This window comes from bacterium (assembly GCA_016708025.1).
Classification (GTDB): domain Bacteria; phylum Zixibacteria; class MSB-5A5; order GN15; family FEB-12; genus FEB-12.
The window spans coordinates 1,126,229-1,148,853 of the sequence record JADJGQ010000001.1 but is presented as its reverse complement, the minus strand read 5'-3'; the positions used below and the strand labels follow the sequence as shown (position 1 = coordinate 1,148,853).

The 22,625-nt window shown below is 55.3% G+C and carries 12 protein-coding genes; 3 read left to right on the top strand and 9 right to left on the bottom strand.

Annotated features, from left to right (window positions below; all coding sequences use genetic code 11):
• From IPH75_05050 to IPH75_05035, 4 genes are all read right to left on the bottom strand, one after another.
• Complete coding sequence (locus IPH75_05050; GenBank protein ID MBK7141430.1) at positions 1–2,730, bottom strand: CHAT domain-containing protein; 2,730 nt, start codon at positions 2,728–2,730, stop codon at positions 1–3.
• Positions 2,706–3,278 (bottom strand): hypothetical protein, encoded by a 573-nt coding sequence (locus IPH75_05045; protein MBK7141429.1) that lies wholly within the window; start codon positions 3,276–3,278, stop codon positions 2,706–2,708. The genes IPH75_05050 and IPH75_05045 overlap by 25 nt, the downstream gene beginning before the upstream one ends.
• 53 nt (positions 3,279–3,331) lie before the next feature.
• A complete protein-coding gene (locus tag IPH75_05040; GenBank protein ID MBK7141428.1) occupies positions 3,332–3,892 on the bottom strand; it encodes a sigma-70 family RNA polymerase sigma factor in 561 nt (186 codons plus the stop codon).
• 256 nt (positions 3,893–4,148) lie between these two features.
• Complete coding sequence (locus IPH75_05035) at positions 4,149–5,363, bottom strand: hypothetical protein (protein ID MBK7141427.1); 1,215 nt, start codon at positions 5,361–5,363, stop codon at positions 4,149–4,151.
• 249 nt (positions 5,364–5,612) lie between these two features.
• Here IPH75_05035 and IPH75_05030 point away from each other — a divergent pair, with 249 nt between their 5' ends.
• Positions 5,613–7,106, top strand: coding sequence for an MFS transporter (locus IPH75_05030; protein MBK7141426.1), 1,494 nt, complete (start codon positions 5,613–5,615; stop codon positions 7,104–7,106).
• 69 nt (positions 7,107–7,175) lie between these two features.
• On the opposite strand, the gene IPH75_05025 is transcribed toward IPH75_05030, so the two are convergent.
• On the bottom strand, positions 7,176–7,853 hold the full coding sequence (locus IPH75_05025; protein MBK7141425.1) for a tRNA-dihydrouridine synthase: 678 nt from the start codon (positions 7,851–7,853) through the stop codon (positions 7,176–7,178).
• Positions 7,829–8,170 (bottom strand): tRNA-dihydrouridine synthase, encoded by a 342-nt coding sequence (locus tag IPH75_05020; protein MBK7141424.1) that lies wholly within the window; start codon positions 8,168–8,170, stop codon positions 7,829–7,831. Before IPH75_05020 ends, IPH75_05025 begins: the two co-directional genes overlap by 25 nt.
• 275 nt (positions 8,171–8,445) lie before the next feature.
• On the opposite strand from IPH75_05020, the gene IPH75_05015 reads away from it, so the two are divergent.
• A complete protein-coding gene (locus IPH75_05015; protein MBK7141423.1) occupies positions 8,446–12,150 on the top strand; it encodes a PKD domain-containing protein in 3,705 nt (1,234 codons plus the stop codon).
• A 146-nt stretch (positions 12,151–12,296) separates the two neighbouring features.
• The gene (locus IPH75_05010; protein MBK7141422.1) at positions 12,297–13,406 is read left to right on the top strand and encodes a pyridoxal phosphate-dependent aminotransferase; all 1,110 of its coding nucleotides are present in this window, start codon (positions 12,297–12,299) and stop codon (positions 13,404–13,406) included.
• Between the two features lie 53 nt (positions 13,407–13,459).
• On the opposite strand, the gene IPH75_05005 is transcribed toward IPH75_05010, so the two are convergent.
• From IPH75_05005 to IPH75_04995, 3 genes are all read right to left on the bottom strand, one after another.
• A complete protein-coding gene (locus IPH75_05005; GenBank protein ID MBK7141421.1) occupies positions 13,460–17,035 on the bottom strand; it encodes a hypothetical protein in 3,576 nt (1,191 codons plus the stop codon).
• A gap of 115 nt (positions 17,036–17,150) precedes the next feature.
• On the bottom strand, positions 17,151–19,553 hold the full coding sequence (locus IPH75_05000) for a protein kinase (protein ID MBK7141420.1): 2,403 nt from the start codon (positions 19,551–19,553) through the stop codon (positions 17,151–17,153).
• Positions 19,554–19,697: 144 nt separating this feature from the next.
• Positions 19,698–22,403, bottom strand: a complete 2,706-nt coding sequence (locus IPH75_04995) for a VCBS repeat-containing protein (protein MBK7141419.1) — start codon at positions 22,401–22,403, stop codon at positions 19,698–19,700.
• Between the last annotated feature and the right edge of the window lie 222 nt (positions 22,404–22,625).

Sequence of the window (22,625 nt, the reverse complement as noted above, 5' to 3'; positions counted from 1 at the left end):
TTATTCTCCCGCGCCGTGGATTGCGAAAGCCGCCCAATGGTAAGCCGAAGGAAACTTCTGGCGCACCGTCATTGCGGCTTCACGAGCCGATTCGGCCAGCGATTCACCCGATAAAAACTGTTCGTAAAAGCGATTCATCCATACAGCAGTCGAACGATCCGATACCGGCCAATAGCCGGCGATCACGTTCCGGGCCCCCATTTCCAGGAGAGAACGGACCAGCCCTGTCGATTCCTCGCCTGGTAGTGCGACCTGCTGGCCCGATCGACAGGCCGCCAACGTCACCAACCCGACTCGCGCCTCCCGAAGCCTGAAATCCGCCGCAAACATCGGGCCATCCACCAGACTAAGAGACGAGTAAAATGGGTTGTCCGGTCGCAAATTTGCGTGACCGGAATAATGCCAGATCCTGGCTTCGCCCCCGGTCGGCCAATCGGCACGGGTCGCCGCCCGATGAACCCGGCTGTTGTTTGGAGAACGCTCAGAGAGCCCCCGAAGTTCATCGGAAACACTTGGAAGGTCCGCCACCGCTCCTTCAAATAACTCTATTGTCTGCGATCGGACGGCAATACTGCAGGCATGGACGAAATGTCTAAGGCTCGGGGCCAGCGTAAAGTGGTGGCGCTCAATCAATGGTGATCCGTCAACCTGCATCGCCTGCCAGGGGAGATTGGCAAGGTCCCCTTCCGGAAGGAGCAGGAGTCGCTTGGCCGATGACTCCATCTCCAGCGGCTTCCAGAACTGATCCGCCAATTGTGCAAAAAACCGCTCCTCGGCCATGATCTGATTACGAGAGGGGAGATGCTGCGCCAGCAATTCAGTCTCGAGGATAAACCGCCATTGCCGCATCGCCTCTGCCAACAGCGAACGACCATTTCGCACCCGGGTAACCCGAGTTTTACCCGACTGATGTACAAATGCCACAACATCCGTGTCCGTCATATGAAACTGGACAATCGGCAACTTGCTCGAGACCACGCTGATTTCACGCATGATCTGATCAATGCTGTCTACCGATCCCGACGCGCCGATCTCTGCTGAGGCAAGGTCCAGCCGAACCTGTTTCTGGAGTCGCGTCACGTTCCGATGAGCCTCTACTGAAAGTTCTCCCCGTTCGCCGGCTACGCCCCCGATCTGGCGTGACAGTGCGGCCACTTGTGCCGCCAGTTCCACCAGGCTCATCTCCGCCCGTTTCCGCTGATCCGATGACGCACCCAGCGAGGAAAGTGGCGCCCAGACCCCGGCCGTTTTGTATCGTTCTGACCATGCGGCGGCCCGGTCCGCCGAACGGTCAAGCTCTGACTCGATCAATTTTCGATGAGGCGAAGACTGTCCGGTCGCAAACTGACTCCTTAGCTCCAACGGAGGCAACTGAGCGCGCACGGCATCCAGCCGATCCGCTGCCCGTTTCCAGCACCGTATGGCGTTCTGCCTGTCACCCGCGTTCTCTGCGGCATCCCCAAGCATCGTCTGCCAATGAGCAAACAGGTGAGGGACCTCCCGGACCGCTCGGTTGCTCGAAAGTCTGCCAAAAGCGCGTCGGGCGTGCCGACTGTCCGCCGCGTCGTAGAGATCACAGACCGCCTGCCAGAGCGGGAGTTGCGCCTTGGTGAATCTCCCACGGGCGCGAGCAAGTTCTTGCTCACGAGTTTTCTTCTCTTTCAAGTTCTGCGAATGAACAAGATAAGACGCGCCCAGAAATCCGTCGTTCTTGTCTGCTTCAAATCCACTAATTGCACGCCGGGCTGCCTGTTCAGCCTCGGTCTGTAAGCCCAATCCAAATGCCGCTTTCGCCCGAAACAGCGCCGCTTTGGACTGCTCATATCGATGCGCCATTCGGCGGAACTGTGCCTCAGCGCTTCGTGATGCTTCCAGTGCATCCGTCAGCAGATTCAGCCCAAGGTAAACTTCGGCTCTATCAAGTTCACAGACGGCAGTTCCTTTCGGTTGCCCGGCCGTCCGGTACGCCGCTTCACATTCAGCCAATTCTATGAGTGCAACGTGGAATTCGCCACGCAACATCGCTAACCAGGCGAGACCATACTTGGCGTCCGTCGCATCCAGCTCGAATGAGTGTTTGAGATAAATATCTCGCGAGGAGCGATACAACGGTTCTGCCGCCGCAAAATCGAACAACTGTACCAGTGTGTTCGCTCGGTTATACTGACAGCGGGCTACCGACAACTCATCGCCCGCCGACTGAAAATACGCTTGAGCCTGGGCGTATATCCGCTCTGCATCGCGATGTTTATCCTGTCGATGCAGCAGGTTGCCCAGATTGACACGGGTCATGGCGACATCAGCTGTCGCATTGACCTTTTCGAATGCGCGAATCGCCGATCTTGCTCGCTTGCGTGATTCGGAAAAATTCCCCAGATACATGTAAACATCGATCAACGCCCGGTCGATCCTGCCGGTGACCATTGGATCGGTTTTGGCAAGGGCGCGTGCCTTCAGATACGCTTGTTCGGCATCTGCATGACGGGCTGACATATGTGTGATACGAGCGAGGACCCGATAGCCGGTCAAAGGGAGGGGAGAAGGGTTGGTCGACGCGAATCGAGCGAAACGACGGGCACTCACCAGCGCCTGCTTTAGCGACTTCTGCGCTTCGATTCGCATCCGATCATCGATCGCCTTGGCCAGAACAGACGGATCAGTCCCATTCAGTTTTCCGCTGGACAGAAAGCGATCTACCGCCGCACTCAGCTTTGTGGCTTCTGTTTCCACGTCATCTCCGGAAGTTCGAGCCGTACATCGCCTGCATTCACGCTAATATGACGCGGCGGCTTGCCTGAACTCCATTGAAAGAAGCCAAGTTCATTTGCCTTGATCTCCTGTCGATCAACTCGCAGGATCACTCCATCTCCGAGAGGCTGGTCGCCGGTCACCTGGGCGGTGAAATCCCACCCCGAACTCTGGCGCTCCGCCCGGATATCCAACAAGAACGGCCCGATCTCAAATCGGAGTCGCCTGTCCTGTTCAACCGTCTGGCTCCTCACGCCTACAGCCGCCGGTAGCGACCAAGAGTCAAACGCCAGCCGCGCGATCATTCCATGCAATTTTGTCAGCGGATTGCTGGATGCTACAATTTCCTTCGCCTTGGCGATCCACCCCGATGGTGCATCCTGCAAGGAGAGCTCTCCGGTGACAGGAAACTGGCGATATAATTCAAACAGCGTTCGGCAATCGTCACAGACCGCCAAGTGGTCGTTCAACGTCTGTTGTTTCGTCTGCGCGGCGGAGATCAATTGCTGTCTGCTTGGATGCTTTTCCATACTCATTTCCCTACAAGTTGCTTTCTGGCTTCGGCCAACAGAGAAACTCCAGCCTATTTTCGTACATCTGCCAGATCCTGCTCCTCAAGTATCTTCTTGAGGCGATTCAGGCAACGCCCCCGTATCGGTCCAAGGCTGTTGAAAGCGATACCGACCGATTTGGCCACCTGTTCATAAGAAAGTTCTTCCGGAGAAAAGAAAAGCGCCCTGAGCAGTGCCCGACACCTGTCATCAAGCTGCCCAAGGCCGATCTCCAGCCGCGACTGACTCTCCAACCGTTCGAGAGTCTCATCCGCCAGGGGGGAGGCATCGACCTGTTCAGCCATCACGGAAGAATCACGTACAGCGCGAGCCTGACGCGACAATCGGATCGACTCCCGTTTCGATGTCGTCACTAACCAGGCTGAAATGCGACTTGGATCGGAGATCTTTTGTCGGTTCTGATAGAGCAACACAAACGTCTGCTGAAAGCAATCCGCCGCGTCGGCCATTGATAATCCCGCTCTCGTGGCGACCGCATAGACCAACGGCTGATACTTGTCAACGATCTCGTTCCAGGCTTGTGATCGCCCGGCCATGAGGTCTGCCCAAATATCTCTGTCTGATCGTTTCATACGAGTATCGACGGTCGGTTTGGCCGAGTGTGGGTCATGTAAGTTTCTGTTGTGGTGGAAGTTATCTCGTTCCTGCGGAAACATATCAGGCCGATTGTCCTTTCGCAAGCAGATTTGAGCCCCTCGGGCAATTCTATCGACATTTAGATCCTGTACTGGTCTGGACGAAAGCCACAGACCGGCGACACCTCACTATCGCCGGCCGTGGCTCGGTCCTCACGCCGCCGACTTTTCAGCCGACGGTTCGTACTTTGTCTTACATACTGGAATCTTCGCGGTGCATTCGCACGATATTCAACTGCCCATCGCTGACAAATCCCTTAACTTCGACACGCATACCCGCCGCGAAGTTCTCCAGTTGGAGCGGCTCATTGTTGAGTCCGGAAAGATCAGCCATCCAGTCAACGGTTCCCATCCGGTCCTCACCGACAAACGTAACGATTCGGCTCGAAGCGTCCACCGAGGCCAGGATATCAGTGAACTCAACTTCCATACGCGGGTTGGAGGGAGAGTCCTCGACCTCGATCGCCACCGCGTAGATGGCGCCGTTCGGGAGGTGATTCCCCCAGACCTCTATCGTATCGCCGACCTTGAGATCAGCAAGGGTCAGGCGAGTACGCGTTGAATCGATAGGATTGTCATCATGCCCCCGACGTGCGGCCGCCCCAGTAGATCCGATATCTTCCGACTCCGAAGAACCAAAGATGAAGGTCATGGAGTCGGTCACAACCTGCCAGCAAAATGCGGTCAGGAGAGTTCCGTTGGCATAGTCAACACTGAGAATAGTGGTTTTGAACTCGATCTCGGCCCGGAAATCGTCGCCACCGGACATCTGATCCATGCGTACGCGAACACGTGAGGCAAGGATGGAGCCATCGGTTTGTGAATTCCCTTTGATTTCAACAGAATCGCCAACACGGATCGCGCCAAGCGTAATGAACGTCTCCGCATCTTCATTTCTCTGCACCAATTCCGCGAACGGCGCCGCGAAGATCATGCGCGCATCATTGACCAGCTTGATCTGGTTGGTAACGGTGTCCACAAACTCGATCCGTCCGCCAAACTCCAGCTCAGTATTCGCATTGTCGTTTGGACGGATCCGAACGCGGTCGGCCGTCAAAACATTTCCCGACCCATTGCCGCGAACTTCAATCGAATCACCAACGGCGATCTGACTGAATTCGATCGGCGTCTCCGATCCGCCATCTTTGAAGACCAGTTCAGCGCCCGAAGGAACCTGGACATCATAGGAGTGACCGGTAACGGTCAAGGAGTTGGTTGTAGTATTTGTCGTCGCGACTCGGCCGTAAATCTCGACCTGCCCGCGAACCTGATTTTCGGTAAAGTCGCGTTGCCCGGACTGTACCGAAGTCTTCATGGGAGCCACAGGGTTGTCGGAACAGCCGACCATTCCCAGCAACAATCCTGCTGTTGCCACGATACCTGTTAAGCTCAATCCTTTGCGATTCATGAAAACCTCCTGAAAGGGGGTGTTACCCGGTTGAATGTTCATTCTGTTTGGGCAACAGAGTGGACCCACGCACTCTTCGTACGCCATCGATCCCCTTTTTTCTGTATAGCAAGTGTGGGGACCCCATGGAGCATGGGGCAGGATATCCGTTATCGCTCCTCAATTCTCTGTCCGATAACAGTTTCTCGTTGACATCGCCGCGCCCATGCTGTTCTTTGTCCCTTTCGCCTTAACCACAGGAATGATGCGATGGCTGAACGTACAACCGGTACTGTCCTGACTGACCCTCCCAAAGAAACGCTATTCACCCAACTCCTTCACCTTCCACGACCGTTCTGGATGGTCAACATCATGGAGATGTTTGAACGCCTTGCCTACTATGGCGTCCGTGTGGTGATCCCTATCTACATCGCCCAGGCTGACGAAATCGGCGGACTCCATTTCTCCCAGACTGACAAGGGGATTATTTTCGGTTGGTGGGCATTGGTGCAGTCGCTCGTCCCGGTTTTCACGGGTGGTATTGCTGACCGTTACGGATACAAAAAAACAATCGCCTTTTCGGTGGCAATCAAAATAATCGGATATCTCCTGATGGCGACGCAGCGCGAGTTCTGGCCATTTATGGCCGGGTGTTTGATTCTCGCCACCGGCACCGCTACTTTCAAACCGGGTGTTCAGGGGACGATGTGCCAATCTCTTGACACCAAGAATAGCTCCGTAGGGTGGGGGATGTTTTACATGCTGGTTAATGTCGGAGGGTTTCTTGGACCGCCGCTTGCACACTTCCTCTATGGCTGGTCCTGGCCCGCAGTTTTCTATGGGTGTGCGGTAATCGTCTCGCTCAATTTCCTCATGCTCTTCACCTACAAAGAGGTTCATGCAGGTGGCGAACAGACCGGCGGTGTCTGGAAACTGGCCAAACTGACCGCTAAAAACCTGATCCAGATCAAAGATGACGGCATCCTATTGACGCGCTTGACTGTCTTTGTTTTTATCATGTCAGGCTTCTGGCTAATGTTCAACCAACTTTTTGACATGCTTCCCAATTTTATTGTCGATTGGGTCGACAGTACCAACCTGGTGAACGCCTTAAACCTCCCCAACTTCATGCTCGATCTCAATTCAGATCGCCCTCCTCAACTTTCGCAGGAGTGGATGATCAATTTCAACTCAGGCTTGATCATCTTGACCGTCGTATTGGTCTCCTGGTGGGTCAACAGAATGCGTCGCGTTACTTCCATTACCGCTGGCATCGTGGTGGGATCCCTGGGTCTCGTTTTTGCAGGATTCACCCAATCCGGAGCGCTTTGCATGCTGGGGATTCTGGTTTTCTCTGTCGGTGAGATGTTGGCTTCGCCTAAAATGCAGGACTATCTCGGCGTCATTGCCCCCGAAGGACAAAAGGGGCTCTTCATGGGATATGCAAATATCCCGAATGCGATTGGGTGGTTTATCGGTTCCTATGTCGCCGGCTCAGTCTATGACAAGATGGGCGACAAAGCCAATCTCGCCATCAGCTACCTCGCAGAAAAGTACCAGATGATGGATGTCGAACGAACTATCGCTTTCCAAAAACTGCAGGAAGTCAGCGGATTGGATGCCCGTGCCGCGACCCAGGTGTTGTGGGACAAATACCAACCCTATGAACTGTGGTACTCGTTCGCACTGGTCGGAATTGCTTCAGCGATCGGTATGGTGCTGTTTGCGATTTGGGTCAAGAAGCACGAATCACCTGAAATATAGCTGTCTCGCCAATCCATCAAAAAAGCCGGCATTTATGCCGGCTTTTTGTTTTCCCAAAACTTCTCACCATCACTCCGTGTCAATCGGCAGTAATGTTCCGTTGAAATACGACTCTATGATCTGCTCCAGATCATCCGTGTTCCGCATGTTCTCCAGGCTCTTCCTGATCTCTTTTGCTCCATTGAAGCCGGTGATATAGGCCCGAATATGCTTCTGCATTACCGCAAAGTTCTTCTTCCCCGCGAAGATCTCTTCGTAGAGCCGCGAATGTTCGATCATCACCCGGAACCGCTCTTCCAGCGGAAGTTCCTCTATCCGTACCTCGCGATTGAACAACCATGGATTCCCAAACACTGCGCGCCCCAGCATGATCCCGTCGATCCCCGTCTGCTCTGCCAATTGCTTCGCATGCTCCAGATCTTTGACATCCCCATTCCCCAATAGGATCGTGTCAGTCTGTCGTACCAGATCGACTGCCTTATGCATCAATTCCCAATGCGCCGGCACCAACGACATCTCTTTCGCTGTCCGAAGGTGTAGCGTCAGCACAGCCGGCTCCGCTTCCAATACGTGCGGAAGCCATTCCTGAATGACCTCGCGATTCCAGCCGATTCGCGTCTTGACTGATACCGGCAACCTCCCCGCCCCGCGCTTGGTCGCGAGAATAACTTCTTTGGCAATGTCCGGGTACTTGATCAGTGCCGCTCCACAGCCAGTTTTGGTCACCGTCTTGACCGGACAACCCATATTGATGTCAATGCCGTCGAACCGAGTTCCTGCGCCAGCTCGGCACACTGAAAAAACAGCTCAGGATCATCTCCGAAAAACTGCGCGATGATCGGCCGCTCCGACTCGTGAAACATCAGCGATTTGAGCAACGCTGGCCGACCTGCCGAACAGAGCCCATCCACAGAGACAAACTCGGTCACGAACACATCCGGCTTGCCGTATCGGGCAATGATCCGCCGAAAGGCAGCATCCGTTACATCCGCCATCGGAGCGAGGACGAAGATAGGGCGGGGGAGATGCCCCCAAAAGCCGAAGCGATTCTCTGGCATAGTCATAGCGGGTACCAATATACGGTCAAACCGCGATTCTACAAGGAGAGTTCCACTGTAACGCCCTCTTCCTTCGCTACGCTAACGAGTTGTCCCGCAATCATTCGTGTAGAAATCGAGTCTCCTTTTGGCATCCCTGTTGCTGAATAGGACCATTGGGCTCTATATTACTTCCTGACTCGGCGGACGCGCCTGCATGGAAGTAAGCTGTTCTGAGCGAGATAGATTCGGATCCGTGTACTGCGACCCGCCCTGCGACTTGCCAGGGAGTACCTTAGACCATGTTCGTTTCAACAGATAAAGTGAAGTTTGCTACCGCTTTTGTATGTTTGGTTGCAGCCATCCTGTTGGTTACCTGCGCCAAAAAGTCGGTAGAACCGGAAAACAGCACGCCGCCAATCCCGGTCGGGGCGCACTTTGGTGTCAGCGATACCTCCGGCGCTCCTCCGCTGACAATCCTCTTCACTGACTCTTCTTCCGGAAACCCGGATTTCTGGTTCTGGCGGTTTGGCGATGGCCAGACCTCGTTTCAGCAGCATCCATCCCATCAGTACAATAGCGAAGGCGTCTACGATGTCACCCTCGTGGTCTCACGCGGAGAGGTCCGCGACAGTACATCCCGTTCGGGATTGATCAGGGTTGATGACTCCGCACATGTCGCCGCACCGATTGCCGGGTTTGTTGGCGATCCGTTAACCGGCAATGCTCCTCTCACCGTGCAGTTCTCCAATCAATCCACTGGCACGATCAGCAACTATGAATGGTCGTTTGGCGATGGCGCCACATCTCCCGAATCTTCTCCGTCTCACGACTATCCGGTTCCGGGCGTCTATACAGTTCGACTGATTGTCGATGGACCCGGCGGAGCCGACACACTCACACGCACCGATTATATCACTGCACTTGTGCCGCCGCCGACCGCGCTTTTCGACGCTACCCCTACCACCGGCCAACCACCGCTCGTGGTCAGCTTCACCAATCAATCCACCGGATCCATTACCGCTTACAAATGGTACTTCGGCGATGGTGATAGCTCTGATGTTCGCAATCCCAGCCACTCTTACGAGAATCCAGGACTCTACTCAGTGACGCTGATTGCCATTGGACCGGGTGGCACGGACACCAATACGATCGACGATTATATCGCCGTCTCTGCTGGCCCGCCGATCGCCGCATTCACCGGTGCGCCGACCAATGGTATCGCGCCGATGACCGTCCAGTTCACCAATAATTCGGCCGGCACGATCAGTTCGTATGACTGGAATTTCGGCGACAACGCAACATCAACATCGGCCAACCCGAGCCACCAGTATACCGCCGCGGGGCAGTACTCTGTCAGGCTGATCGTCACTGGACCGGGCGGCGCAGATACTACACAGCGCACCAACTACATTGTTGTGCAGTCCGCTCCGCCAGTCGCAGATTTCAGTGCTAATCCGACATTCGGCCTGGTCCCGCTGACCGTCAACTTCAGCAACCTTTCCACTGGTGATATCACTGGCTATCTCTGGAGCTTTGGTGATGGCGGCACTTCGACCGAAACCAGCCCAACTCATCAATACACAACCAGCGGCACATTCTCCGTCCGGCTGATCACAACCGGCCCCGGTGGAGTTGACACTTTGCTCCGCGCGAATCTGATCACGGCAACCTGGCCTGCACCAATTGCCGCATTCACTGGTCTGCCAACTAATGGTCAGATACCGTTCGATGTTATCTTCACCAACAACTCATCCGGCCAGATCAGTTCATATGAATGGTCGTTTGGCGATGGCGGCACCTCAACTTCGGCTAATCCGACACACAGCTACACAACTGCCGGCCGCTTCACCGTTCGACTCATCGCCAATGGTCCCGGTGGTGCCGACACATTAACGCGCGAAAACTACATCAATGCCGTATACCCACCTCCTGTTGCCGGCTTTACTGGTGCACCGACACAGGGGACAGTCCCCTTTGCCGTAAACTTCACTAATAGTTCTACCGGCCAGATAACTTCATATGCTTGGGAATTTGGCGATGGCGGGACCTCCACCGCAGCTAGCCCTTCGCATTCATATACCGCCCACGGTCTCTATGATGTCCGCTTGATCGTCTCTGGTCCCGGCGGCGCAGATACTCTGCTCCGTTCGGACTATATTACGGCCAATGCGATCACCCCGACTGCCGAGTTCACCTCCGATGTTACCCGCGGGAATATCCCGCTGACCGTTCGCTTCACCGACCAATCGACTGGTATAATTGATTCTTGGAATTGGCGCTTCGGCACCACGATTACCTCGGCCCTCAGGATTCCATCGATTACATTCACTAATCCGGGTCTTTACGATGTCCGCTTGATCGTCACTGGACCGGGGGGGACAGATACGATCATCAAGCCGGGATACATCGAGGCACTTCCGCCAGTCCCAACTGCCGACTTCACTGGAAGTCCAACTGACGGCGATGCTCCCTTGACCGTCGCCTTCACCAACCTGTCGCAGGGGACATTCGACTCCTATGAGTGGAACTTTGGCGATGGCGCTACTTCGCTTGAACTTTCACCCTCACACCAGTACACAGTTGCCGGTATCTACGATGTTCGCCTGATCATCAGGGGACCCGGCGGCGCCGATACCCTGACCCGAGTGAGTTACGTTACTGTCAGGACGCCCAGACCAATCGCCGACTTTGACGCCGATCTGACCCTTGGCACTGCTCCATTGTCAGTCCAGTTTGCCAACAACTCTATCGGTGAGATCGATCTCTATCATTGGAGCTTCGGCGACGGTACCACTTCGAATCTGGAAAACCCAACGCATGAATTTGTCGATCCGGGCACATACGATATTCGGCTGATCGTCGTTGGCCCGGGCGGAGAGGATACCCTCACACGACCCGCCTATATCGTTGTTAATCCGCCACCGCCGGTCGCCGCCTTCGAAGGTAACCCCACCAGCGGAGTTGCGCCGCTCGTCGTACAATTCAGCGATCTGTCGCAGGGGACAATCGAATCCTTCGATTGGGACTTTGGTGATGGCGCCGTCTCTACCGAACAGAGCCCGTCGCATTCGTATGACACACCAGGACTTTATACCGTCAGCCTGACTGTCACTGGGCCGGGTGGTTCTGATAGCATGCAGCGCATCAATTACATCTCGGTTGCCATACCGCCACCGACTGCAGATTTCTCCGCTGATCCGGTCACCGGTACGGCACCGCTGGAGGTCACCTTCACGTCACTGGCTACTGGACAGATCGACAAACATGAGTGGGATTTTGGCGATGGTAACCTCTCTGAGGAAACCAACCCGGTTCATATTTACCAAAACGTTGGGAGTTATACGGTCCGTTTGATCGTCTCCGGTCCGGGAGGATCCGATACCCTCACACGCGTTGATCTGATCTCCGCCGAAGAACCCGGCCCGATCGCCAATTTTGATGCCACGCCGTTGTCCGGCATTGCACCTTTGGATGTCCAATTCAACGATCTCTCGACAGGTGTGATCCTGACCCATTTCTGGAACTTTGGTGACGGCGCGACTTCAATTCTTTCGTCGCCGACACACCAATACGTCACTCCTGGCACCTATAGCGTCACGCTGGTTGTCGTCGGAGTGGTCGGCCTTGATTCACTGCGCCGCACAGATTACATCGTGGTCAATGAACCACCGCCGGTCGCCGCTTTCTCTGCTAACACCACGTCAGGCACCGTACCGCTCGAGGTTACTTTTGGCAATCAGTCAACAGGGACCATTGACAGCTTTGTTTGGGATTTCGGCGATGGCAACAGCTCAATCGAAAAAGAACCAATCCATCAGTACCTGAATCCGGGACTCTACACCGTCCGACTGATCGTCACAGGCCCCGGTGGAAGTGACACCCTTGAGATGATCGATTACATTTCCGTGCTCGGAATCGAAGGTACGGGCAGTGCCAACCCGACTCCAAAATCTATCCAGAACGGTACAAAGCTGAGTCCGATCGAGCCAATGCGCAAAGAATAGCCCGAACCATATTTGAATGACTTTTTGACCGGTTGTCGAGTTTACCCGACAGCCGGTTTTTGTTTTTCCTTGACCCACTCGTCGATGGCGAGTAGACTGTCCGCCTGAATGCAAACGCCGTGAACTTCGAGAATAGGATTAGATATATGCAGACTGCCGCCAGACTTCAGGGGATGCGTCCGTCACCGGTTCGTATGCTTTCCGAGGGTGCCCCGCCCGATGCCGTACCGCTCGGACTTGGCGAGCCTACCTGGACCATGCCAGAGGCTGCCCGAATCGCGCTGACCAAATTCCAGGGTGTCTGTGGCTATGGCCACAATATGGGAATACCTGAACTCCGGGAGACTGTCGCCAAGTACTACAATGTCTCTATCGATCAGATCATGATGACTGGTGGGTCGCAGGGAGCTCTGTTCGCCATGCTTCAGGCCTACATCGGCCCCGGTGACAAGGTCCTCGTTCCCGATCCTGGCTTCGTTGCTTATCCCGGTATTACCAGGATGGCCGGGGGAGAGGTTGTCCGCTACTCGCTTTCTCCTAAGAACCGATTTCGCCTCACCGCCGAGGCCGTCCTCCCGCATCTCGACATCCCGGGTCTCAAAGCAGTCGTCATCAACTTTCCGTCAAACCCGACCGGAGCCGGAACCACCGTCGCCGATCTGAAAGCAATTGCCGATGCCTGCCGCCAACGAGACCTGCTGCTGATCTCCGATGAGGTCTACCGTGATCTCTATTTTGGTGAACGACCACCCTCGCTTCGCGAGGTTACCGATTACGGGATTGTCGTCAGCTCAGTCTCGAAAGCCTGGGGCTCTCCCGGGTTGCGCGTCGGTTGGGCAGTCGGCGATCCGGCCGTCATGGCCGCCATGCGCATCATGCACTCTTTCATGGTGACCGGAGTTTCGGTCCCGGCACAACGGGCTGCGATCGCCCTCATTGAGAATTCGGCGGAGATCCATGCTGCAGCTCGTCGCGAGGTCCAGGGCCGGTGGGAAGCTCTCCATGCAGCGCTGAAAGAATTCATGGGAGTTGATGCTCCGCCACCCGATGGTGCTTTCTACTACTGGACTCAACTCCCCGTGCAGGGGACTGGCGACCCCTTGGCCTTCTGCTTCAAACTGCGCGATGAAGGCGGTGTTGTAACCGTCCCAGGCGGGCTTTTTGGCGATATGGGCAAACCATATCTCAGGATCAGCTTCGCCGCGTTCCCCGAACAACTTCGCGAAGGGATCAAGCGGCTTGCCCGCTTCTGGTAACAAACAAAAAGGGCTGTCACCTGACAGCCCTTTTCTTTATTGTCTCAAGAAATCTACTTCGTGATCCAAAAATCGCGCGGATACAGGCGCTGCAATGTGGTCGCAGGACCCTCCGTCGATTTCAAATACTTCTCATATGATTCGAATTGCGTTTCCGGCCCGACAATGAAATAGCGCGCGTCGGCCTTCTCAATTGACTCTTTCGCCGATGGTCCATACCCCGGAAGGAGCAATCCGTACACAGTCTCCATCCGCGCCTGCACCTGTTGTGCGAACATATCGCTCTGTCGCAGAGCAAGCATCCGCTTGCGGAATCGAGCGACCACTTCAGGTGCAAGCCCATCCGCCAGGTCGGCCGCAATCGCCTCGCCGCGCGACTCATAGCTCGCACCGGATCGCGACATGGAGAATGCCTGCGCCAGCGCATACTCGGCCAGCGATGGGTCATTCGGCGCATTCTTCAGTTCATTAACCACAAACTGCATCGTCTGCGACAACTCAGGACAACGTTCCGCATAGTAAACCATACGACCCGTCATCTCATTGCTTCGAAGTCCATTCGAGTAGGCGAGACCCGCCCCCCAGGTCTTCATGAACATCGAATGTGCCCCGCCTCCGCCATACAACCGCGCCGCCAGAAAATTGTACAGCGTTTCATCGGTTGAATCGACAAAGCTGGCACACGCCGCAGTATTGTAGAACACTCCCGCCCGGGTATCTTCAAAAACCAGTCCCGCATACTCCGGACGATTGATCTCTGGATTCCGCTCTTTCAGTCGATCAAAGACCAACGGTTTGTTGGCGCTCGATACCCGATGACTCGGTGCTGTGCCAAACTTCTGCACGATTTGCGCGAGCCCGGGTTTTACCATTGCCTGCGCGTTCGTGCTTCCTACCACAAAGCTGCGCACATTATCCTGCCGTAGCAGATGCGCCAGCGCGACCTTGATCTCCGCCAGCGCCTCACCGGCCGGTTGCAGATAACCCTGAGCGATCTCACGACAGAGATACCCGAAATCGCCGCCCAGCGAAGCATCCGGGATCTCGGACACCGTAAACCGAAGATCACTGAACGCTTCCTTGAGAGACGCCTTTGCGTCAGCGCCAAGCATCCCAGCCCGCATTGCCAGATCATCACCGCCCGTCGCTGGGCCGCTTCCCGAGACTGCCTCAGTCAACGCGGTAAGCAGGGCCGTCAACTCAGCTCGCGACAAACCTGTCGCCCGTACCGCAAGTTCACCCAGAAAATCGGCGAACTCTTTACTGTCCGCGTTGGTCGCTCCATCCCGAAGCATCCACTTCAGTTTCATCAGTGCATGTGCCTGGGTAAGGAAGCAGTCTGCGTACAGCAATGTCGGATTATCCTGCCGCCAGTACGCATTGACCGGCGAATCGATCCATCCCTCAACCGAACCGCGCATCCGATTCCGCGTCCGCGCATACGCCTGGTCGATCGCATCCCGCAAACGGGGGAGATTCTCAGCGCGCAGATCCGCTTCGAATAACGCCGACGCCAGCCATCCTATCGATCGTGCCGTCTCCATTGAGTCCGACCCAGCCGCACGAGCCACCAGTTCGGCTCGCTCAGTACGGAAATTCACACTGTAATTGACACTCAACCCCTGGATCTCTTTCCGTCGCATCTGCTGCACATCCGCGGAACTGATCGCTTTGCCGTCACGCACGATCCCAATATCCGACATCACCGTCGGCAGCGCCGGGATATACATCAGGAGCGACTCGGGGAGGGCATCCAGTCGAAACGCCAACCCGACAGTAGCGCCTGTCATGTTCTCAAAAGTAGAATTGACCAGCGCTCCGCCCCCCGGAAGCGTCTCGGATGCGAATTTCAAGTGGTCATCGAGTGTCATAGGTGGTTCGTCGGTGAAGGGAGGCATCGGAATCGACTTCGCTTCCTGGTCGATCAATGCTGTCTGCTGGTCGTATTCAACCTTGAACCTCTCGATCGCCTCACCCACGGAACTCACCGCGTACTTATCTTTCAGCCCATCTATAAAGGCCTCGACCCGAGCTTCGCGTGCTCGCTCTGAAGCGGTCAGCATTGATGGGTCAGCCACCGCCGCGACCGCGAAGGGCTTCGCGTCAAGCAATCCCCACTTGCGCATGAACTGAGCCCAGACATTCCCCGGTAGGGCCAGGGCGGATTCCACAAATTCGAATTCATTGTCAAACACCAGTGACCGTTCAAACCCGGATTGCTGCGACGACCGAAACGCGCGGGCCAGCCACTCCGAACCGGTGCCGCGGAATCCAAAGCGGGGAGGAGTATTGAGAAACACTCGAAGATTCCGTTTCCGTTCATCCATCCGACCGCGTACTGCCTCAAGTACCTTCCCATACTCCGGTGAATCAGCTTTTAGTTCGGCGATACTTTTCAGTTCCCCCAGAATGAACGTCCTAAGTGAATCGATCCCGGCCTCATTGAGCATATCGCGATTGACATTCTCCAGCGCGAGATAAACCGGCTGGCCAAGGTCCGACGAGACCCATCCGCCGATCGAGGTCACCCCGCAGTCCAGTTTGCGACTCTTCGAGTCGATCATCGATTTGTACAACACCGAACTCTGATCGCTCGAGAACGTTGCCATCAAGAGCTCCATCAGATACTGCTCGCCCGGCGACAGCTTCTGCACAGCCGGCCAGGCAAAGACCAGATGTCCCGGCTCGTCCGCCTTCTGCGATGGATACGGCGCCAATCGAATGGTCCCGCTCGATGCCGGATTTGGCACCGGGAGACGATCATTCAACGTGATCGGGTCTGGACCAACCTTTGCTTCTGGATCCACCTCGGAAAGGATAGTCGACAGCCGTCCCAGGCAATCGGCAATGGGAATGTCCGGCGGGATCGAAAGAATTGCCCCCATATTGTTGATCCGATAGGAATTCTTGTGGAAAGTCCGAAGGTCCTCCGGCGTCATTGTCCGGATCGCGTCGGGAAACCCTCCTGAGGAGTAGGACATCGGGTGATTGAGCCCATATACCAGTCGGTCGATCTCAAAGTACATTGGCCCCCAGGGGGACTCAAACGACGAGATCATCTCATTATAGACCGTCCCTTTTTCCTCCAGGTGCAGCGAAGAATCGGACTGGTCAACTTTGATCCCCATATTGCAGACCTCGCGGCGGATCTCTTCATCCGAGAAATTCGGATTCACCATCGCATTCAACTGCTCTTTGAGGACCCTAAAGAAGACATCCGCACCCGCATCGGTGTGCGAATGATAACACGTCTGCAACTGCATCGTGAACGCCGAACTGGAGGTCAGAGACATATCTTCAAGCGACGCGACATACCGCCCTACGGTCCCTTTTCCCAACAGCAGATGCTCACAGGTATGCGGCTCACCCTGGTCTGACGGGGGAAGCGAATTCACCCAGATGAATACCTGCGGCAATGACTGGATCGACACCAGGTCCAGCACGAATCCGCTCGGGATATGGCGGAAACGAGCCCCGATTCGCTTCTGGTCAGCATTGGTGTAGACCGCCTCACAACGAAACTCCGAGATCGTCTGCTCCGGCGTCAAATTGGAGTAACTGAGATCGGCCGCCAAAGTTGGCATCGCCAGCGCGATCACCAGCAGGCATAAGGTCACTAACTGCTTCATGGGTTCTGTTTCCGACAGTTTGAGTTTGTAGAATTCCCGGTAGGTCACACCTAAGAATACATCCATAACTGGGGGATATTCAAGTGATATCTGAGCATGAAATGCAGGATCTGGGCTACGATGCCTCAGAGGTCGCCATCATTGCGGTGAAGTGAGGGTCGAACCTCACCTCCTTTTCCGTCGGTCCGGCAGCCGCCACATACGCCCGCTCCAACAGACCGCGTGCCGCACTTTGATCTCCCAGCAACGCTTGAGTGCGGGCAAGATTCTGCATCACCTCACCATCGATCCGGACATCCTGTTCCAGCGCCTTGACCAACTCGACCGCCTTGTCATTTTCCCCCGAGGCCGCCAGCGCCATCGCTCGAAAGACAAGCGTGTGCGGATCGACTCCCGTCTCATCCCCATGCGGAGCACCATCGGCGATCGACTGTGCAAACAACGCCCCCGCTTCTGCCTCCCGACCCTGGATCAGGTGCAGATATCCCAGATAATACCTTGCCGCAAAGACCAGATTCCCGGCCGCAATCGACTCCTCGAAATACTGTCTCGCCTTGTCATACTGACGCTGCACCAAATAAACATATCCGGCATCGATTGCCGAATTGGGGTCTCCTTTGTAGCGCACCGCATGCAGGAAGTTTTCCAGCGCCAACTCCAGCACTCCCAATTTCAGATAGACCACCCCAAGCAGGTGATACGCACGTCCATAGTCAGGTCCCAGTTCGATCGCGCGCTGCAATGTCGCCATCGCGACTGTATATTTTCGTTGATCCAGATTGAGCATGCCGAGAAGGAGCAGGGTCTCCAGATCGGTAGGCGAAAGTTCCAGTGATTTGCGCGCCCATTGAGTCGCTTCTTCCAGCCTCCCTTGTCCAAGCTTCAGCCATGCTAAAGTCCGATACCCAATTCCATACTTGGGATTGTGCGCCACCGCCGCTTGAAATGATTCCTCGGCCTTGTCCAACTCTCCCGAGAACATGTAGACCCGACCGAGCGAGCGGTGTGCCTCAGGAAGCGCAGGGGAGATGGTGATCGCCCGCGTCGCCTGAATCCGAGCCTGCTCGATCTTTGCCGGGGTCCGATCATAGTAGGCCATATACTGAAACGAGTAGACATCGGCCAGCCCCGCACAGGCAACCGCCAACTGCGGATCGATCTCCAACGCCTTCTTATACATTGACTCGGCAAAGGTCAGATCTTCAGGGCGACTCGTCGCGTAGTAACTCTTCCCCTTGAGGTAATAGTCGTATGCCGAGATATCGGTCTTGAGATAATCCTCGATCTCGATCGCCTCGGCTCCCGTCTCTTTGGCCAGCGAGTCAGATACATCGCTTGCCGCTTTCGAAAGCAACTCAAATATCCCCGCCGCCAACCCCTCATACTTGTGCGAGACCACTACTCGATTGCCGCCATCGCCATAGACGGAAAGCGTCAGCTTGACCTGCTCCTGCCACCGCAGGATCGATCCGATCAGGATATAGTCCGACCGGAATTTGACGAACATCTCTTTCACGTTTCGCTGCAAGGAAGTCGATGGCTCCGCCGCTACGATCAGGTCCGTCCGTCGCGATACCTCGTTAATGACATCATCGGTGAACCCCTCGCAGAAATAATCCCACTGCGGATCGCCCGACAGATTCTTGATATCTACCACTGTGATGCTTTTTTTCGATTTGACCGGGCTATCGCCGGATACAAGCGTACTTGCCCCACGGACGGCCGCAAACGCATCCAGTATCGCCTGCATCCCCTGGTGACGGTCCTCAACTCGCTTGGCCAGCGCCTTGAGGATGATCTGTTCCAGCCATTCCGGAATCGATCCCTCGACTGCTCTGGGCGAGACCGGATCCTCATGAAGGATCGAATATATGATTGCCGCCGGATAGGGCCCCTCAAATGGCCGTATCCCTAGAAACAGCTCATAAAGAAGCGTACCGTAAGCAAAAATGTCGGACCCGACCGTCAGCGCATCTGAGTTTATCTGTTCGGGGGAGAGGTAGTGTAGCGTGCCTTCGATATTCCCCTGGGCATCCACCGCATTGGATGAAACCACCTTCGCCAATCCAAAGTCGAGAATGCGGGCCTCAAACTCCTTGGTCAGTTTGATATTCTCCGGCTTGAGATCACGGTGAATAAGATTCTCGGCATGTGCCGCCTGAAGTCCGCGCGCTATCTGCTCGGCTATCTGAAACTTCTGCTCCATCGTCAGGTCGTAGGTGGCCTCCCGCAACGATGGTCCGGCTATGAATTCGAGCGCTATGTATGGATGATCATCGATCTCCCCATGTTCCCAGACCTTCACCACATATGGCGAATTGATTCTGGCGGCCCGCTTAGCTTCATCCGCCAGCCGCGTCCGGTATTCCGTATCGCGAGCCAGATCGGCCCGGATCAGCTTGAGCGCGACCACCCGGTCCAGCCGACTATCCATCGCTTCATAGACCATCCCCATTCCACCCTCGCCGAGCGCTGAGAGGATCGTATACGGCCCGAAACTACTACCTGTTGCTAACATCTCTATCCGCTATTTCCCGCTAATTGATCGATCTTATGGATAACTATCAAATATACCGCTACCCTTAACGGAGGCAACTACAACAAAGAACCCCGGTCGTATGGCCGGGGTTCTGCAAATCTACGAGAGCGGGGGAGATGTCGCTTACGGACAGCTCGGAAGTGGCGCCTGACCCGGCCCGCCCAACAAATACGATATGACCAACGACAGATCCACCAGATCAACCTGGCGCGTTCTCGCCAATCCTGCCGCTTCAGGACAAGGGAAAGTCACCGTCCCCTGTGGCGACGTCAGGTACGCGATCAGAATACTCAGGTCGGAAATATCCACTCCACCGATGCCATCAACATTCCCGAGCGAGAACTCACAGCAGGTCCCGACAATATACAGGGCAAACGTCCGCGAATACTCCGACCATGCGACTCCGTCAAACGACCGCACCCGCCAGTAATAGACCGAGTCTTTCCCCAGCGGCGCCGGAAGGTCAAATTGCGGCTCTGTCAGCCCCGTCGTATCGTATATCGGCGAGCGGAAATCGTGGTACTTGTCCAACTGCAACTGGTAAGAGACCGGATTATTGCCCAATCCCTCCAATAATACCCACTCAACCTGCGGACGGGTTTTGTTTACTGCGACGCCGTTCGGCGGCCAAATGGAGGATACCGGCTCCACGGTATAATAGAAAACGATACTGTCACCCGCCGAGGGGTCCGTCCGCATCGTCCCGCTGACCGCGCCGCCATAATCCGAGAATAACTTGATCTGTTGAGTGCCGTCGATCCGAATATCCTGGGTGAAATTTGAACCTCCGCCACCCGAAGCACTGCCGTCGTCGATAGGCTTGATGATCAGCTTGTATTCGCCATACTCCAGATTGTAGTCAAACAGACGCACATCCAGCTTTCCATCCTGATTGACATCCAATCGCCAGGCGGCCGCACCGGCCACTGTCTGGAAATTCCGAGAGATCACAAACCCATGCGGGTTGATTACCCGAACATCATAATCACCCAGCGACGAAGTTACCATTTCATCTGCCAGCAGTGAGAAATCGGGAAGTCCGTTCAAGGCCAACACGACTGGCGTGTTGGTTCCGCCAGTCACAAAATCGGGGTTGCCGTCGCGGTCAAAATCTGCCGTCGCCAGCGCCTGGAAGGCTTGCTGCTGGCTGGACAGCGGAACCGTCGCCGCGTACTCCAACATCCCGGTCCCATCATTGATGAACACATCCAGCCCACCTGTCCGGGCATTGACTACCGATATATCCTGATCGTTGTCGCGATCAATATCGGTCACCGCTAGACTGGTTGCCAGGCCATCCACCGTCATGGTCTGCGTGCTCAACGTAGAACCATTACCATCCCCCAATGCGATAACCAGGTGGCTGGTTGAGTTGACACTGTCAACCAGCGAGGTGACCAGCGCAATATCCGTCAATCCATCTCCATTAAAATCGACATTCGATTGTACAAATGCTCCGGTATAACCTCCAATGAGCGCTATCGACTGTGACAACTCAAAACTGCCGTTACCCATGTTTCGGCGCAATTCAAGCGCCGAGGACGTCACGGTCGCCAGATCATCAAACAGATCCCCGTTGAGATCGGCTCCGTCCACAGCCAGAAAACTGAAGGGGAGGGCGCCGGACTGCATGGGTGACCCCTCAGCCGCCCCATGTAACAGGAAGCTTGGGCTCAGCACGATATCCATATAGGTGTCCGTATCAAAGTAGCCGAATGCCATGGTCGAACCAAATGCCGCGACGTCCAACGGACGATTCACCGGCCCACCCAATGAGATAGAATCCAAATCAAACTGACGGTTAGATTGATTGAATAACCGATAGAAAACCCCCGCACCATTCACAGCGATATCTAACAGCGTATCGCCATTGAGATGAGTGATCGCGACTGGCGCGCCGGTCACTCTCAACAACCCGATCGGATCCTCGAATCCTCCTCCGGATTGCCCGAATGCCACATACAGGCTCTCTGACTGGCTCCCCGTATACACAATGTCGATCCGATTGTCAAAATCGAGATCGGCCGACTGGACATACAGCATATCCGCTTGAAATTGATCGCCCGGCTCAAAGGGAAGTTCGCAGTAGTCGCCTATCCCGTCGCCATCCGCATCCCCTTGCTCGGGATTAAAGTACTCTGGACAATTGTCACAGGCGTCCCCAACCCCGTCACTGTCCATGTCAATCTGATCCGGGTTGGCGATTCCCGGGCAATTGTCGCAACCCGCCAACAGAGCGTCGCCGTCTGCGTCAGAAAATCCTATCTTGAGAACCAACTCGTCATAATCCAAATCGCCCCCACCCGAGACATCCTCGAACGCGACGATATACTCGCCCGTGATCCCCGTCTCAAATACCCAGACATGGTCCACACCATCAGGGTTCAGTGCCGTCTCAGAGAACCAGAAATCGTTGTTCGAGGTCACCGCCGGTCGAAGGTAAAACCCGAACAGCCCCTCCAGCCCGATCGCGACCTCAAAACTGTCGTTGATAGCTGACTGATAGCCACCGAATGGGATAAATGAGTTTATGTCACCTTCAGCATAATAACCAAAAGATGCTTTGGTCGAGTATGCAGTCCGCTTCCCCAAAACTCTGACCGCCATATTACCGCTGGCACAGAACAGCTCCTGGCCGGTCTCATCCTCCAGCACGTTGATGTCATATCCGAGCGAATCAAACATCGCCTGAAGGTTCTGTCCGGCTGGGATCCGCATTGCCGAGGTATCTGCGTCGAGAGTCTCTTGCCGTGTCTGGGCTATCGATGAAACAGTCAGCAGGAGTAGCAGCAGGAGGATAGTTCGTACGACTTTCATCTGGTCCATCATGTCACAATCTCTCCACGTGTGGAGCGAGGCGTTAATGTTTGATAGTAGTTTTGCGGTAAAACGATCGATGCCGCCGGGTATCCGCGAGTCGCCCAGTCTGGAGTCGGTCGAAGCATAGGTACTTGCTTACTCATAAGATAGTTTGTGGACCAATAAAGTCAAGTATTTTACTGGGTTAGCCGGCCGAAACAAGCCCGCTACCGACCGTTTTCGCGCTGATTC

Bases quoted from the DNA above. Each gene is read 5' to 3' on its own strand.
- IPH75_05005 (MBK7141421.1), bottom strand. From the start codon at position 17,035: ATGAAGCAGTTAGTGACCTTATGCCTGCTGGTGATCGCGCTGGCGATG.
- IPH75_05040 (MBK7141428.1), bottom strand. From the start codon at position 3,892: ATGAAACGATCAGACAGAGATATTTGGGCAGACCTCATGGCCGGGCGA.
- IPH75_05000 (MBK7141420.1), bottom strand. From the start codon at position 19,553: ATGTTAGCAACAGGTAGTAGTTTCGGGCCGTATACGATCCTCTCAGCG.
- IPH75_05015 (MBK7141423.1), top strand. From the start codon at position 8,446: ATGTTCGTTTCAACAGATAAAGTGAAGTTTGCTACCGCTTTTGTATGT.
- IPH75_04995 (MBK7141419.1), bottom strand. From the start codon at position 22,403: ATGATGGACCAGATGAAAGTCGTACGAACTATCCTCCTGCTGCTACTC.
- IPH75_05010 (MBK7141422.1), top strand. From the start codon at position 12,297: ATGCAGACTGCCGCCAGACTTCAGGGGATGCGTCCGTCACCGGTTCGT.
- IPH75_05030 (MBK7141426.1), top strand. From the start codon at position 5,613: ATGGCTGAACGTACAACCGGTACTGTCCTGACTGACCCTCCCAAAGAA.
- IPH75_05035 (MBK7141427.1), bottom strand. From the start codon at position 5,363: ATGAATCGCAAAGGATTGAGCTTAACAGGTATCGTGGCAACAGCAGGA.
- IPH75_05020 (MBK7141424.1), bottom strand. From the start codon at position 8,170: ATGACTATGCCAGAGAATCGCTTCGGCTTTTGGGGGCATCTCCCCCGC.
- IPH75_05045 (MBK7141429.1), bottom strand. From the start codon at position 3,278: ATGGAAAAGCATCCAAGCAGACAGCAATTGATCTCCGCCGCGCAGACG.
- IPH75_05025 (MBK7141425.1), bottom strand. From the start codon at position 7,853: ATGGGTTGTCCGGTCAAGACGGTGACCAAAACTGGCTGTGGAGCGGCA.